At 41.5% G+C, this 16,136-nt stretch carries 16 protein-coding genes; 13 read left to right on the forward strand and 3 right to left on the reverse strand.

The features are described from left to right. Positions 1-86 precede the first annotated feature (86 nt). The 8 genes from spoIID (at position 87) to AC1DSL_RS01055 (ending at position 5,188) form a co-directional block, all read left to right on the forward strand. Entirely contained in the window at positions 87-1,064 is a 978-nt protein-coding gene (spoIID, locus tag AC1DSL_RS01020; RefSeq protein WP_477530880.1) for a stage II sporulation protein D, read from the forward strand. A 34-nt stretch (positions 1,065-1,098) separates the two neighbouring features. Next, positions 1,099-1,752 carry a peptidoglycan DD-metalloendopeptidase family protein gene (locus AC1DSL_RS01025; protein WP_477530881.1) on the forward strand — a complete coding sequence of 218 codons (654 nt, stop codon included), beginning with the start codon at positions 1,099-1,101 and terminating at the stop codon, positions 1,750-1,752. Positions 1,753-1,807: 55 nt separating this feature from the next. Next, positions 1,808-2,080, forward strand: coding sequence for a sporulation transcriptional regulator SpoIIID (locus AC1DSL_RS01030; protein WP_342542162.1), 273 nt, complete (start codon positions 1,808-1,810; stop codon positions 2,078-2,080). A 182-nt stretch (positions 2,081-2,262) separates the two neighbouring features. Next, positions 2,263-3,258 carry a rod shape-determining protein gene (gene mreB / locus AC1DSL_RS01035; RefSeq protein ID WP_016428244.1) on the forward strand — a complete coding sequence of 332 codons (996 nt, stop codon included), beginning with the start codon at positions 2,263-2,265 and terminating at the stop codon, positions 3,256-3,258. A 53-nt stretch (positions 3,259-3,311) separates the two neighbouring features. Continuing rightward, positions 3,312-3,611 carry a DNA-directed RNA polymerase subunit beta gene (locus AC1DSL_RS01040; protein WP_477530882.1) on the forward strand — a complete coding sequence of 100 codons (300 nt, stop codon included), beginning with the start codon at positions 3,312-3,314 and terminating at the stop codon, positions 3,609-3,611. Positions 3,612-3,835: 224 nt separating this feature from the next. Next, positions 3,836-4,279, forward strand: coding sequence for a 3-hydroxyacyl-ACP dehydratase FabZ (gene fabZ / locus AC1DSL_RS01045; protein ID WP_016428242.1), 444 nt, complete (start codon positions 3,836-3,838; stop codon positions 4,277-4,279). A gap of 95 nt (positions 4,280-4,374) precedes the next feature. Next, a complete protein-coding gene (locus AC1DSL_RS01050) occupies positions 4,375-4,761 on the forward strand; it encodes a hypothetical protein (RefSeq protein ID WP_477530883.1) in 387 nt (128 codons plus the stop codon). Between the two features lie 85 nt (positions 4,762-4,846). Beyond that, positions 4,847-5,188 carry a hypothetical protein gene (locus AC1DSL_RS01055; protein ID WP_477530884.1) on the forward strand — a complete coding sequence of 114 codons (342 nt, stop codon included), beginning with the start codon at positions 4,847-4,849 and terminating at the stop codon, positions 5,186-5,188. Between the two features lie 120 nt (positions 5,189-5,308). Here the strand turns inward: AC1DSL_RS01055 and AC1DSL_RS01060 are convergent, their stop codons facing one another. Further along, positions 5,309-5,746 carry a YwpF family protein gene (locus AC1DSL_RS01060; RefSeq protein ID WP_477530885.1) on the reverse strand — a complete coding sequence of 146 codons (438 nt, stop codon included), beginning with the start codon at positions 5,744-5,746 and terminating at the stop codon, positions 5,309-5,311. A gap of 264 nt (positions 5,747-6,010) precedes the next feature. On the opposite strand from AC1DSL_RS01060, the gene AC1DSL_RS01065 reads away from it, so the two are divergent. Both AC1DSL_RS01065 and AC1DSL_RS01070 read left to right on the forward strand, forming a co-directional pair. Beyond that, on the forward strand, positions 6,011-6,430 hold the full coding sequence (locus tag AC1DSL_RS01065) for a single-stranded DNA-binding protein (RefSeq protein WP_477530886.1): 420 nt from the start codon (positions 6,011-6,013) through the stop codon (positions 6,428-6,430). 77 nt (positions 6,431-6,507) lie between these two features. After that, a complete protein-coding gene (locus AC1DSL_RS01070) occupies positions 6,508-6,651 on the forward strand; it encodes a hypothetical protein (RefSeq protein WP_016428237.1) in 144 nt (47 codons plus the stop codon). A 333-nt stretch (positions 6,652-6,984) separates the two neighbouring features. Here AC1DSL_RS01070 and AC1DSL_RS01075 read toward each other — a convergent pair whose 3' ends face one another. Further along, entirely contained in the window at positions 6,985-9,717 is a 2,733-nt protein-coding gene (locus tag AC1DSL_RS01075; protein ID WP_477530887.1) for a DEAD/DEAH box helicase, read from the reverse strand. Further along, positions 9,714-11,264 (reverse strand): SWIM zinc finger family protein, encoded by a 1,551-nt coding sequence (locus AC1DSL_RS01080; protein ID WP_477530888.1) that lies wholly within the window; start codon positions 11,262-11,264, stop codon positions 9,714-9,716. Before AC1DSL_RS01080 ends, AC1DSL_RS01075 begins: the two co-directional genes overlap by 4 nt. Before the next feature lie 791 nt (positions 11,265-12,055). On the opposite strand from AC1DSL_RS01080, the gene AC1DSL_RS01085 reads away from it, so the two are divergent. From AC1DSL_RS01085 to AC1DSL_RS01095, 3 genes are all read left to right on the forward strand, one after another. After that, positions 12,056-12,490 carry a hypothetical protein gene (locus AC1DSL_RS01085; protein WP_016428233.1) on the forward strand — a complete coding sequence of 145 codons (435 nt, stop codon included), beginning with the start codon at positions 12,056-12,058 and terminating at the stop codon, positions 12,488-12,490. Positions 12,491-13,719: 1,229 nt separating this feature from the next. Further along, positions 13,720-14,409: a hypothetical protein gene (locus tag AC1DSL_RS01090; protein ID WP_477530889.1), complete on the forward strand. Its 690-nt coding sequence runs from the start codon at positions 13,720-13,722 to the stop codon at positions 14,407-14,409. Continuing rightward, the gene (locus tag AC1DSL_RS01095) at positions 14,406-15,695 is read left to right on the forward strand and encodes an efflux RND transporter periplasmic adaptor subunit (protein ID WP_477530890.1); all 1,290 of its coding nucleotides are present in this window, start codon (positions 14,406-14,408) and stop codon (positions 15,693-15,695) included. Before AC1DSL_RS01090 ends, AC1DSL_RS01095 begins: the two co-directional genes overlap by 4 nt. Positions 15,696-16,136 lie beyond the last annotated feature (441 nt).

Below are 16,136 nucleotides of genomic sequence, written 5' to 3' on the forward strand. Positions count from 1 at the left end.
CGATGCTGATAAGAGATCTCGACATACGATATGAAGAAACCCATTTGAAATCTAGATTTACTCGCATTAAATCCAGATAAATTCTAATGCTCTCTGTAATTCATATTCTTTACTCTATCATCATATATTCCACCATGAGATACTTAGCCATTGTCATCACCTGTCTCTGTTTATTCCTCCTGCCACTGCAAATAATTAAGAAACTACCGCAACAAGGGCAAGAGTCAGCACCCGAACCCGAAACCGACAATGTTGTAGCTTGTGAACCTATACTAATTCGCGTGGAAGGGCATGCTGAGCCGTTTCCATTAGAGGACTATGTCAAAGGTGTCGTACAAGCAGAAATGCCAGCTACGTTCCAGCTAGAGGCCTTAAAAGCGCAAGCAATTGCCGCACGAACATTCGCACTCAAAACAACCAATTTTGGTTCAAAATCTATTAAACCAACTACTTCACACCAAGCGTTCATCTCACCGAGTGAACGCATATCCCCTCCAAACATCGCACAAGCAATCACGGAAACTGCCTCACAAATTCTTACCTATAATAATGAACTCATCACAGCCATGTTTTTCTCCACGAGCAATGGGAAAACGGAAAGCGCGAAAGGGTATAGTGGTAACGACATTCCATATTTAGTCATCACGGATAGCCTGGGGGATACCATATCTCCGAAGTTCAACAACACGAAAACATTCAGCCTGAAAGAATGGAACGAGGCATTCGGCTTTAATTGGACAGCCGATCACTTCAAGACACTGGTGCTGACGCCAAATGAATCACAACGAGTCAAACAAATGACGACCACACAGCACGAATGGACAGGCCGTGAAATACGGGATATTTTAGGGCTACCCTCCACGGATTTCGAAATTGATGCATCCAATCCAAATCTTATCGCCGTATCAACGAAAGGATACGGGCATGGAGTCGGGATGAGTCAATACGGAGCAAACGCTATGGCGCAGGAAGGGAGTAAGGTAGAGGAGATTTTGAAACACTACTATCAGAAGACGGAAATAAAAAATTTCCAATCTATTCAACCAGGATGTTTAAAACCTTGAATCGCTGACAACACTAGCATCAGAGGTGATGAATATGCGAGAGGAAAAATCTAATAATCCTTCTCTACCAAAAAAACCAAGTAAAAAACAAACGTGGCTATGGCCAGCGATTTACGTAGGGTTTTCGCTGCTATTTGTCGGCATGATCTGGGGGTACAATGCGTTTATTGATTCTGATAATGTCGCAAAAGGTCCACGAACTGAAGACACGGGAGCAAAAGAAGTTGCTGTAACGTCTCAAAAAGAGTCAATGAAATTCCCATTTGACGAAGCGATGCTTGACCAAATGACAATTCTGCAAGATTTCTATGATCCTACTGCAACGGACGAATCACAAGAAAATTCTCTTCTTGTATTCAACCAAACTTACGAAACAAGTAGCGGTGTGACCATCTCAATTGAAGGCGAACCGTTTGAAATTTTAGCTGCAATGAGTGGTACAGTAAAAGAAGTAAATCTTGATCCATTCCTTGGGGACGAAATCGTTCTAGAACATGAAGACGGCCTACTTACACAATACCGTTCCGTAAAAGAAATTTCAGTGAAAGCCGGTGACCATGTACAACAAGGTCAACCTATGGCAACTGCTACTGAAAATGAATTCAACCCAACAGCTGGCATTCATTTACAGTTTGAAGTGTATGACAAGGGAGAAGCAATTAATCCACGTACGTACTTAGCGTTCTAATTCCCAACTTTAAGGCATACGGTATAGGAAACGTTCGGTACGGAAGGATGCGGTCTTGCACGAACAGATCCGGAAACGTTGCCTAGAGCTTGGCGTATTGGTGCATGAAACGGGCTTAACGGTACGCGCGGTTGCAAAGAAAACGGGCTACTCGAAAAGCACGGTGCACAAAGATTTAACAGAACGTTTAAAACTAGTAAATGAAGCACTGGCCAAAGAAGTTAGTGAAATCCTTGCCTATCATAAGTCGATTCGGCATATCCGGGGCGGGGAAGCAACGAAACAGATGTGGAAACTTAAAGAGGAACACACAGAAGAAACGCCATGACGATTACTCGTCATGGCGTTTTTTCATGTGGCAAAAGAACACCGAAGCTTCGTTTTCAGAACAGGACTATTTACTAAAAAAGATGTAATTATTTGCTCTCTATGATAGAATAGTCAGTTAGTAGAGACAAAGATAGAGAAAGTCAACTATTATGGGATTTGTAGGAAGGGGAAACAAGGTTCATGTTTGCTAAAGATATTGGAATTGACCTTGGAACGGCTAACGTTTTAATACATGTAAAAGGTAAAGGCATTGTATTAAACGAGCCTTCAGTAGTAGCAATGGATCGCAAAACGAAACGTGTGTTGGCAGTAGGCGAAGAAGCACGTAAAATGGTAGGGCGTACTCCCGGAAATATAGTGGCGATTCGTCCGCTAAAAGACGGAGTAATCGCTGATTTTGATGTGACTGAAGCGATGCTGAAACACTTTATTAATAAATTGGATGTAAAAGGATTTTTATCAAAGCCACGTATCTTAATTTGTTGCCCAACGAATATCACAAGTGTGGAACAAAAAGCGATTCGTGAAGCGGCGGAGAAATCTGGCGGCAAAAAAGTTTTCCTCGAAGAAGAACCAAAAGTGGCTGCGATTGGAGCGGGCATGGATATTTTCCAGCCAAGCGGAAATATGGTCGTTGATATTGGTGGGGGAACAACTGATATCGCTGTCCTTTCGATGGGCGACATTGTAACGTCCGAATCGATTAAAGTAGCCGGCGATGTGTTTGATAATGATATTTTACAGTACATAAAACGCGAATATAAGTTATTGATTGGCGAACGTACGTCTGAAGATATTAAAATAAGAATCGGCACGGTATTCGCTGGTGGACGCAAAGAAGAAATGGAAATCCGCGGCCGAGATATGGTTACTGGCTTGCCACGAACTATTCTAATCACTTCTGAAGAAATCGAAAAATGTTTGCGAGAATCCATTGCCATGATCGTGCAGGCTTCGAAAAATGTTCTGGAAAAGACACCTCCAGAATTATCTGCAGATATTATCGACCGTGGCGTGATTTTAACAGGTGGCGGCGCACTGATGCACGGCATTGATTTCTTGCTTGCACAGGAATTGAAAGTACCGGTTTTAATAGCCGAAAACCCAATGGACTGTGTAGCCATCGGTACAGGTATTTTGCTTAATAATATTGGCAAAGCTTCCACTCGACTGTAGAGATCACCAACAAATATACATGCACAATTGATGGACGATAAGGAGAACGGCGAATGACGAATGAAGTAAAAGACGATCAACTACAGGTAAAAACACAGCCAGTTGCTTCTAACCGAAAACAGCACAAAGCTGAAAAAGCCGAAGCTAAGGGTCAAAAGAAAACTTGGTGGGTTCAAATACGTCTTTTCCCGATTTGGCTTCGTATTATTTTGGTTTTAGCTCTTGTCGTTGCTGCAATTGCAGCAGGATTAGTTATTGGCTATGGTTACATCGGAGATGGTGAACCAAAAGATGCACTTAAGTGGGAAACATGGCAACACATTTTGGACATTTTAAACGGGAAAGTGAAGTAAATCGACTCTTTGCACGTCTTTAGTAAAAATATTGTCTAGCTACAAGCGCCAGCTCGCACCTCCGGTTAGGTCCACAGGATGTGGGTCATGAAGGCGTTCCGACACAATTTCGGGACACTAGCCTTCATATCGAAACAATTCGAAAACAGATTTTCGATTCGTTTCTTCCACCATCGGAGTCGATCTGAAGTGGCGCTTTACGCTTTTCTTATGGAGGTTTTACAGTGACATTATCAGCTCAACAAATTCAAGCAATTTTACCACATCGTTATCCATTTTTATTGGTCGATCGAATTACTGAAATTGAAGACGGCAAACGTGCAGTTGGTTTGAAAAACGTTTCAATCAACGAAGATTTCTTCAATGGGCATTTCCCAGGATATCCTGTAATGCCAGGTGTTTTAATTATCGAAGCATTGGCACAAGTTGGTGGAGTAGCGTTATTGAACAAAGAAGAAAACAAAGGACGTCTTGCATTTTTGACTGGTGTAGATAACTGCCGTTTCAAACGACAAGTCGTGCCTGGCGATCAACTTCGCTTGGAAGTGGAATTCGTAAAACTTCGCGGGGCAATGGGCAAAGGTCATGCCATCGCGACAGTAGACGGCGAAATCGCGTGCGAAACAGATATTTTATTTGCTCTCGGACCAATTGTTGAAAAAGAATAATCACTATTCAACAAGTAAAAGTTGTTTAATGCTAATCGTCTGAGGGAATAATAAAGCAGACGGTGTAGCCTTTCAAGTAGGAGGTTTTCCGCTTCATGTATAAAGAATTACCAACCGGAGTAAAAAGTAGCATTACACGCTCCATCAAAACCGTTTTTGAACATTATATGGCTTCGATTGAATGGTCTGAAAATCGTTTCAGTATGGAAGACTTCATTCAAGCTTGGCGTATATATATAAGTGAAAGTGCTACATGGGCAGACAAGATTTCTGAAGAATGTAAGCAAGATCCAGCATTTCACGAAGAAATTGCCAAAAAAATGAATCAAGCCATTGATAAAATTTTGAATGAGCCACCGTCTGAAGAACAAGTTGCAAAAATTGAAATCATGCAAGAACAACTCAACACTCATTATGATTATGCGTGTAAAGCGGAAGCGGCATACGTCGAATCCATTTTAAAAGAAAAACTAAACGCATAGTCGGATAGTTCCTTCCTTTCCCGGGCAACATACAGTGAATCACATTAATTGTGGTGAACAATTGCCGGAAAGGAGGGAATTTTTTATGTGGAAAAAAGCAACGATGGTCTTTGGTATGAGTGCACTTTTACTTGTCGGATGTAACATGAATAACGACAAAGTACCAGGAAACGAAACCCCAATGGAAAACGATGTAAAGGACAACGTAAATGACGTAAATGACAATGTAAAGGACGACGTAAATGACGTACGTGAAGATACCCAAAATTTAGTGCCTGGTACTGAAGGTAAAAATCATGTGGATCCAACAAACGAAGATCAAAACAAAGATAATGATAAAGACATGATGAAAGACGCGAATACAGATCAAGAAGAAATCCTTGAAGATGACATGGATAGACGTGACGCGGATAACAAAGACGAATAATGCTGTATTGTGAAGAAGCCCGAATGTCTTTCCCGGACGAAATGAATCGAAACTTTGATTGAGTTTTTGAAGCTAAGATGCGAATTGGGCTCGCTTTAAAAAAATACAAAAAAGACTCGGCTAAACTTCAGCCGAGTCTTTTTTTAAATGAGGTCGTTGGCGCATATCGTTTTCAAAGCGAGTAATAAGATTTTCACCTGTTAATCCATCTTGGACGAGTTCTGTCAAAAGTTGCAATGCATACTTACGACGGGTGCGAATTAACATCCCTTTCAACAGTACCGAAACATAATCTCCAATTTCTTTGACAGCATATACTGCAACTTCAAAGCTTGCAGGTTCATTTTCAGGATACGAAATGACAACTTTCACTTCAACCAATTCCCCAGAACCATTGTATTGCTCAAATATCGTACTGTCTTTTTTATCGACATACATTTCTAATATCCATGATCGGTGGCTGTTTTCTTGATTGATGATGATGCCATCTACGAGAGGAATCGAAATGGTTTGGTCCCCTTGAACCAATGTCATAGACAACATTTTAAAGGTTTTCAATAAGCTCACAGCCTTTCCGCAAAGTTTAATTGACTCTATTATATCATAGACTTCAAAAATCTTAGAGAACTAGCCAAAACCGCATTTTAAAGAAATGCTTCACACTTAGAGCCGCATGTTATAAGAAGACCTTTGTTAATATATGGTACTTGCAAAATTAAATTTTTACAGGCTTAAAAGAGGGCAAAATTAATTTTTGGTCCATTGCACACAATTAAATGTGCTTTGTACAATAAATTCAGTAACCTGAAAGGAGGTGAATAAATGAATCAAATCGGGATGATTGGCCGCATGACAAAAGATCCAGTATTCCGGCAATTGTCTGAAGGAAGGGTGCAAGCAAGTTTCGTGTTGGCTGTACAACGTACTTACAAAAGCGCAAAATCGGATGAAGCAGATTTTGTATTATGTACTGTATGGGGGAAACTTGCTGAACACACAGTGAAGTATTGTGGAAAAGGCTCGCTTGTAGGAATCAGTGGACATATCCACTCGAGATCCTACCAAAAAGAAGATGGCAATCGTGTCTTCGTAACCGAAGTCATCGTTGAAGAAGTTCAATTCTTACAAACGAAACCGAAAGCAGGACAATCTTCAGAAATTCCTCATATGAAAAAAGAGTCGCAAGCGAAAGAAGACTTTATATTCTCTGAGGAAGAGCACAAAGAATTACCGGTTGTGTAACTATGTTTTCCACGGTAGACCGCACCGTTGGTTAGTACACAAGATTTCTCAATCCAAGAGAAAGGAATTCACCCAATATGAAAGCTTCATCATCTGATCATCTCATTCGAATGGAACTACATATGGAACAACTAATTCGTATGATTGCGAATTTGAATGAGCGGATTCAAGTGCTCGAACACAAATTAACCGAACCCGCATTACGCGTAGTGGGCAAATAAGATTTTACTAGATTGGCAAGAGAGGAAACCGGCCGCGTGAAGCACGGTCGGTCTTGTACATAGAAAAGCGGAAAGCACCACTCTAGCTCAACACCGGCGCTGGAAGGCACGAAGCGAAAGCCCGCTTTCGCATGTATTTGGGAGGGGAGGCTAAGATCCGGACATCGTGTCCGAACGCCTTCATGACCCACATCCTGTGGGCCCAAGCTTAGGTGTGAGCTGGTGCTTGAAGCTGGTCATAAGAAAAGTGTAGCAGGCCAAGATAGACCGACTCCCTCTAATTTTCATAAAATAAAATGCCTGCCGGAAATCCGACAGGCATCCATATAAACGTTAACCTAATGTAAGAAGTTCTTTTAAATCATCATCCGCTAGTTCAGTAATCCACTGGCTGGATTGGATCAAGTCTTCCGACAAAGCTTGTTTATCAGCTAGCAATTTGTCGATTTTCTCTTCAATCGTACCAATTGTCACGAATTTATGCACATGGACAAAACGCGTTTGACCAATGCGGTAGGCACGGTCAGTTGCTTGATTTTCAACCGCTGGATTCCACCAACGATCGGCATGCAATACATGATTTGCAGCAGTTAAGTTAAGTCCCGTTCCACCAGCTTTCAGTGACAAAAGAAACACAGGGAATTCTTTTTCCTGGAAGGATTCAACCAGACGGTCACGCTGTGCTTTTGGCATGCTGCCAGTTAAGAATGGCGGATCGATGTCGTGCAACTCGCTTAAGCAATGCTGTAGCAGATGACCCATTCCAATGTACTGGGTGAAAATGAGACATTGCTCACCGCGAGCGGCAATTTCTGCTGCTAAAGTGACGATGCGCGCCAGTTTTTCAGAACGCTCCATCATATACTCCGCTTCACCAAACCCCTCCTTCAGATATAGGGCTGGGTGATTACACAATTGCTTCAGCTTGCTCAACATTTTTAAAATAAGTCCTTTTTTCTCAAAGCCGGTCAATGTTTCGAGTTTGAACAGCGTCTCCTGAATCAAGCTTTCATAGAGTGCTGCTTGCTCCGTCGTCAATGGGCAATACTCACGCTGTTCTTGTTTGTCCGGCAGGTTCAACAGCAAGTCTGGATCCTGCTTCGTACGTCTCAACAAGAAAGGACGGATTTTGTTTCGTAGTTTTTGTTTATGATTTTCCGACTCATCGCGTTCAATTGGTGCAATAAAGTTATCCTGGAACTTACGGAAGCTACCTAAATAGCCTTTATAAATGAAATCGAAAATGGCCCATAACTCAGACAAACGATTTTCAACTGGTGTTCCTGTCAATGCCAAATGATGTTCACCGCGTAACTTGCGGATCGCACGACTTTGCTTCGTGTGCATGTTTTTGATGTTCTGAGCTTCATCCAGAGTCACACTGGCCCATTCGATTTCACTTAACGCTTCAGCATCCTGAGAAGCCGTACCAAAAGTCGTCAATACGACATCCGGTTTCATGGAAATGAGTTCAGTAGCCAGAGATTCATCTTTGGAACGTGTTTGCCCGTAATGCACATGGACGTCCAAATCAGGCGCAAATCGTGCCAGCTCTTTTTGCCAGTTTCCTAAAACGGAAGTAGGGCAAATGATAAACGATGGCTTATCCGTTTGATTTGTGCGATGTACATGGAGCAAGTACGCAATCAGCTGTACTGTTTTTCCGAGACCCATATCATCCGCTAAACAGACGCCGAATCCTTGTTCACGCATAAACACAAGCCAGTCAAAGCCCTGTTGCTGATAAGGACGCAGTTCCGTCAACAAATGAGGGGAAACAGTCGTAGTAGGCAGACCTTTCTTATCCTGTAGCTGTTCCAAATACTTTTGAAGGGATTGATTCAGTTCGAACTGGAATAATGGATCGTCCTCTTCTTCCAAATTATCTTCATCAAGTACGAGTGCTTCAGGCAGTTCACGGAACAATAATTCTTTCACGGTCCAGTCTTCAGCTTCCGTTTGTTCCATCAACTGGCGGATTTCATGCATCCAGTGTGAATCGATGCGGAACCATTCGTTACCGGCACGTATGTACTCACGATTTTCTTCAACCATTTGTTTGAATTGATCTTCAGTAATCGCTTGACCATTTAACGAGAAGTGCCAATCAAAAGTTAAAATTTCATTCAGACCGGCTGTTGTTTTAAACGAAGCGGTCTTGGCATTCGACTTGACGCGCAGTTTGGATTCTTTCACCGCTTTTAACCAACCTGGCAAAATCACTTCAAAACCAAGAGCTTGCAGGCGTGCTGCATCGTCACGCAAGAAATGGCGGACGTCCAAATCACTTAACGAACTAGATAAAAACCGATCCGCATCCGATTCCATATTCATTAATTCCAGCATATTGGATTGCGTTTCATACACATAAGGAGCATGAACTTTCCATTTATCAGGTAGCGCATTAGCGATTGAAGAATCTTTCTTCCGAAAAGCGGGAGTCCAGTGCACAGAACTTTTCTTGCCGCGAACCACAGTTTCCAATAGCCATTCATCCGAGAAGGACTCAGGCTCACTAAGCCGCAGTGCCACAATGACATCAGCATGCCCGCTTTGAGCTTGCAGAGGCCAACCGCCTTGTTTGAAAAAGGGAAGTAACGTAGGAATATCCGATAACGTCAACCCTGCGCCATACAGTTTCTGCTGAATGGCAGAAGTAAGCATCACTTTTGCAGTAGGTGGGACTTCTTCAGTTGTCAGTACTAGTGAGCCTTCTTCAAACTCAATATCATTCCAAAGAGTTGGCGCACTCCATATGTTTGCAGTTTGTTGAATGGTTGATATCGTCAACTCGTCTTCCTGTGCATAGCCACTAACGTGCACGTAAGGGTGTTTAACGATGGGTGAAAACAGTTCCACTAATTCAAGTGAAGAAAACCGAGTTTCTTCATCATGATTCAAACCGTAAAAAGAGGGTTCATGTTGGAATGAGATAAAAGATATCCATTGTTCCGTAAATAAACGCATGCCTTCATCATTGTAGGCATGCACGGTTGTAAATCCATCATCCATTTGATCGAATGACAGTATTAAATTTTTCATAAAGGGCGATACACGGGAAGTCATAAAGGCAAGTTTCCTTTCTGTATCTCTTCTTGGAGAGCGCGCAATCGACGATATTTCGCTTGAAGTTCGCTTACGTAGCTGTTCCAATATTCGGTTTTGCCACTTTTCTTTGCAGCCGATTTCATTTTTTTCCAAATGCGAACGGCTTGTTTATAGTTATGGCGATTGCGCTCTCGCACTTCGGTCAGTGCAAGTACATGATAAAGCGGCAACACTGTTTCAGGTGCTTCCTGGAGGACAGTCTTCATACCACATGATTCCGCATAATCGAGTGTTGACCCGAATCGGTGATGCAGAGCCACCCAATCTTTATATCGGTGTTGATCAATCAGGAAATCGGAATAGGCACGGACGCCAAATGAACCAAATTGCCAGAACAGCTGCTCACGTTCAGCATCCGGCATTTCGATGAATTTATACAACGCATATAATTTCGAAACGAACACGGAACGGTTCCATGCAGACAAATGACTGTTCACATAATCAAAAATATGTGGACGCATCGCATGCAATATAATCGTCAGCGACGGCAGATCTTCCTGCTCTTTTGCAAGTTTCGCCAAATGCATCCATTCAGGCATATCACTTGGATGAATACGGTCCGTAATGAGTTTCAATTCATCCGGTATTTTTAGCAATAAGCAAAATAAAGCCCGAAACAGGTCGTTATTTAGACTTTTGTTTTCCTGTAAATAAGCAAACTCTTGTTCACGACGGCCTTTTTCTGTTAACAGTATGACCCAATATGCGTGAAACAAATTAAAACGAAGATCAGCCATCGTTTCCAACTCATAAACGATATGACGAACATGTAGCACAAGTGCATCATAAAAAGGATCAGCTGAGAACAAACGTGGTTTGCTCGAGAGATTCAGCAGCTGATGCTGGATATCTTCAATATCGGTCTGGATGGTAGCGCGGAACATGTTTTCATTCATATCTTCGCTGACATCAAACAACAAACGAAGCAGCATAGTTTTGGTATAGACATCGTAAAGAGGTTGCCATTCACGTTCAAAAGGCATGAACTTCTTCAATTTCTGTTTCATTTGAATAATCGAGTTGTCGATAAAGTATCGCTCTTTCCAAGACCAATCACCAGAAACAGCATTGAACGTCGATTGAACGATTGCGTTCCAGCTTTCCGGTGTACGTTCATTGGCAAGTAACGAAAGTTGCTCCGACTTCTTCAAGCGCCATTCCTGGAGCCACTCGGATAAAGAAAACTTCTGCATATATAAACTGAATAAAACGGCTAAGCAATGACGACATAGACGTTTTTCTGGACAAGAACACGTAACTTGTTCGTCGACTAAATGAAGCGTCACAATGCAAGGACTCACATCTTGCACTTTTGCTTCGAGTAAATGTTCGTACGGGTCATATGAAAGCGCACGTACCGCTCCGTTACGAACGGAAAACGAAGCACGTCGGACAAGCTCCTCATCCTCTTGATGTGAGGGATGCAAATCTTCCGAAATCGTCTCCATCCATTGTTGGATATGGGATTGGTAGCGTACGGCAATATTAAATAAAGAATGGCTCAACAACAACATCTCCAAAAAAAATCTTTCCTTTCATTATACGGCTTTTCTCGGAAAACCGTAAGTGAAAGGAAAGATTTAAGGTTTTAAATGCAGATAGGCTTTCAAAAAATTTCTTTGAACTTCTCTTTTTCAGGAGTTGGTTTCCTATAAAACTCCTGGAATAGCTGAAAAAAAGTAGGATCGGCTTTATATGCAAGGTAGACAGGGTTCAAGGATTTATCACCATAATCGTCCACCGATTTTTTAACAACCCAATTTTTTACGAGAAATTGTGGATGAATGATAGATGAATTTAAGATAAATCAAAGCAGGAAAGGTTGTTAACTCATTTGCCCAACATATGAAATCGTATTACCAAGGTTGCAGAGTACCAAATGTAAACAAAAAGACCAAGAATACATTCTCTACGTTACGCCAAACGGGGAGCGGAAAGCTGCAATTATTGTATCCAATAAAATTGGAAAGGCATTCATTGAACGCCTGACTTTTGATTCATTTGAAATTGAAGATTTGCACATTGATTTTTTGAACAATAAATGCTCATTTACATACAATGAAAACCACCTTGAAACGGAAGTCGTTTCAAACATCCAAAACATACTTCTCGGGTTCTTTATTCAGTATCACAAGCAATCAATCGCTTTTTTCACAAACAGAAAAAGAAGGAATAAAGACGTCGATGCTACCTAATACTGGTAGCATTTTTTTCGGATTTGTCATGCACGAAACATACGGGATTGTGATACACTAGTAGTAATCAGAATATTTTGATAAAAAAGGAGGGGAACACAATGTTACACGTACAACTTATGAAGCCATTTTATTCGAAATTGGAAGGCCAGAAGATGAAACTGGTATTTGCCTATCAATATTTCTCAATTAAAAAAGATGACGAACTATTCCACTTCATTCCAGTGGAAGGAAAAGAAATTATCGTCAATATGAATACGTACCAAGTCGAAAACTTATCCGAAGTCTTCGTCTTTCAAAAAGGCAATCGCTTCATCCGCTTACCACTCTATCAATTGTTGTTAGTGTCTGATATTCATATGCATTTGCAAACCATATTACAACATGGCGAGCCGGAAGACAGAGAACCAGCCAGCGATGTAAAAAAAGAAGCAAACGAATTTATTTCGTTACTCGAGCAAGCAAATCGCAGCCGGATGATTGACTACGCACTTCAAATGCGAGATCAAAGTCTATTTGATCGATTGACACATTAACCGTTGGAGGATAACCATGGAAATCAATAAAAGTTAGAAACACCTGCCTATGAAAAGAGGGAGGTGTTTTTATGTGGTTTTTAAGGGATTCATGTTTACTCCCTTTCGTGTTGATTTCTTCATTCTCATGATATGTTTGTTCCTTCGCGAGTGCACTTTATTCCGTTTGACAACCCGTTTATTCCTCTTCGGCCAAGGTTTATTCCAGTCCACCCAGTATTTCCTACATGAAAAACCCCGAAAACGAAGTGATAGGGGGCAAATTGGTTTGGTTTTTGCTACGCTACTGTTAAAAGGCAAAATTAAAAACCCTTCTCCGAATATGACACGATCGGGGAAGGGTTCTAGTAGTACCTGTACATACATCACGCTCCTAAATTGAAGTCAACATATACAATATTATGACAGATACACTCGAGCCGATGACGCCGAACAATATATCGACAGCAGTTAATTCAAGAATTTTATTAAATTTCACATCTACCACATCCTCTCTACTTTTTTCTCTGCTAATTGATTTAATGGAAGCGGCATGGCGCCTTGCCTGTCCAAACGTATCGCAGGAAATACGATAAAGTTAATATATGTAGAAATTTTCCTTTGATAGGTTATATAAAGTTTAGGTTTTGTTGGAAAAATTTATTCAATTTTGTGTGAATTTCAGTTTTTCATTTTACAAAATTCAATTTTGAGACGCTTTTCGAAGACAAAATTTATTTTTGTAAGGTTAGTAGGTGGGCAAAATTCAAATTTGGGGGCAAAGGTTTCCATCTTGACAATAGCCATTTACACTTAAATGAAGCTATTGAACCTTTTGGGGAAGGGGAGATAGAGGACGAATGATTGTATACATAGCGTTGCGGAAATTTCACCTCATTCCTACGCCGCATGCACTTAAGCTTTCGGGCTGTATAACCAGTCGACCTGTTTAGGCGGGGGCCTAAATCTTTAATCAAACTGACGTTAAAAGTGTGAGCAAATTTGGGTGCTCGCACTTTTAACGTTGCGCAAATATTGTTCGTGGTTTCCTAAAATAACCAAAAATGACAATAATTTGACAAATTCTCCGACAAACTGCACAAACCTATGAATCTCTTTCCAAGCACCCACAACTTTTTCACCAATTTTTCTTTATCTGTACCCTTCGTACGTTACAATTGATGTCGAATTTTGGTAAAGTAAAGGAAGATTAATAGCTACTGGTAGTTACGGGAAGGATTTTTGAAAATATGATATTTGACTTTCGATTTTGGCGATATCTAGCAAACCAGCAAGAATTAATAGATAATCTCGATTCTGCCACGATGCGCGATTTTAAAAAACGCGTATGGATGGTTGGTCTGTTCGGATTACTCTTATTTGTTACACAAGAACTGTGGGGAATGAACACACAGCACCTTACATCCGTATACGCATTTAGTGGCAACGACCCGTATACACTGGCACGTCTTGTCTCACTTGTCGGAATCATTCTATGGGCAGTTCTTTATATGGCCTTTCACTTTTTCGGCATTGCATTCCTATTGAACAGCATCACGGGCATTGATTTACCTAAACTGGCCGTGTTGCAACTGTATGTGGTAGGAATCCTGCTAATTGAAAAAGCATTACTGTTTATCGTCTTTCTTATGACCGGTGCAACCACTCCGGTGTCACTGTTTTCATTCGGTCCACTGGCAGCAACCGTGTTCGATCATCCATTCCTGGTATTTTTCTTTAATCAATTATCCATCTTTACTGCCCTTATCATTGCATTACAGGTTCGATTCATCCGTGCATTCACGGATATGAACCCGCGCATGATTTTACTGATTATTATTGGAATACATATCGGTATGGCACTCATTACTTCGGCAGCTGGCCTTCTTCCAATCGAAGAATGGTACGGACGTTTTGTTGAAGGAGGTGCCGTCAAATGAATAAATGGTTAACGATTGGTATATCCATTGCAGTTTCTACGTTCATTGCAGCCAACGCGATTCTCTTGTTCAGCGAAAAAAGCGTAATTTCTAAAGATGTGTACGTAAATGAATACGAACGTCTCGCAACAGGGGACTTTGTACAATCCTTACCGAAAGAATCACTAGTTGCACCGCTCGACACGACAACGGTTTACGTGGAAAGTGAAGATACGATTCAAGACTGGTTGGTCAAAGAAGGTGCTGTAGTAAAAGCAGGTGACGAACTCGCTACGCTTAACACATCAACGGCTGACGAGCAACGTGAAGTATGGAAATCAGAAAAGGAAGCACTTGAACGTCAAGTGACTGAAACCAACGCAACAATAAAGTCCTTACAATCTGACCGCGCGACCGCGCAGAGCTCAAGTAATTCGACAGACAACGCGACAGACAACGTCACTGAAAACACTGATGGTAAAATGGTTAATATTGATGTAAATGTAGATTTCGGCGTGGACGTTTCTCAAGATGGTGCTTTCGCACAAGCGATTGCTGAAGCGGAACAAAAACTATCTGAAGTCAATCGGCAATTGCAGGTCGTTGATGCACAGCTTGCTCAAGAAGGAGCGGCTGCCATCCTTAGTCCGGTCGAAGGCGTAGTATCCGCGATTCGAGACAACAATGACCGCTTGGCAATCGAAATTTACAGCATCGAAAAAATCATTGTTACGTATGCAACAGATGAACAATGGCAGGACGTGAAAGTCAACGACCGCGTTCGCCTGCAAGCGGATGGAATCGATCAATCAATAGAAGGAACGGTAACAGAAATTTCCCAAGTTCCTGCTAAAGACTCCGAATTCCTGACTGCCTATAAAGCGCTCGATCCAAAAGACCATAAGAACCCGCTAGCATACTATGAAGTTCGTATTCAACCGAAAGAACCAATCACAGACTTGCCTTTCGGTAACAAGACGAACGCTATGGTATTAATAAACGAAGCAAAAGCTGTCTCTGTTCAGACCGCTTGGTTAGACAATCGCTTCGCTGGGTCAGCAAGTGCACATGTCGTTAATAAATACGGCTACGCAGTAAAAACACCGGTCAACATCGCATTTGACTTGAAAACACGCTCAGTCATCGGCGAAGGACTTAAAGCTGGTTCAGTGGTTGTTTACGAACCACAAATCAACGACTACCGTTATGCACCTGCTATCTTCTACCCAATGCCAATGGATTCACCTTCATGGGAATCAGTAAAAGCATTCGGATGGAAAAACTACCTGAAATACTTAGTACGATAGATAAATGACCTCTCCCAGCGATGGAAGAGGTCATTTTTGTTTGCGAATGAATTGTACGTAAAAGATGAATTTTAGATAAATAGTCGCGAATTATAGATAACGATTGTCGACACAAAGATATCCATGCGCGAAATCGAGATATCCGGCATGGAATTCTTGATATCCACTCACGAATTCCAGATATCACAATAAATGCGTTATTAGTGGTGCCAGTTGACCACTCAACTGGCAATTTTTCTGTTAGTGACACCTTGAGGTACTAACAGAAAAGTGGCAGGCGCCAGCCGTCAGCCACCAAATACAGGTCTGAGGGAATTGTGCGTAAAAGATGAATTTTAGATAAGTAGTCGCGAATTATAGATAGCGGCTATCGAGACAAAGATATCCATCTACGAAATCGAGATATCTTCCATTGAATTCTTGATATGCACTCATGAATTC

The sequence above is a fragment of the Paenisporosarcina sp. P4_D4 genome, from assembly GCF_056401835.1.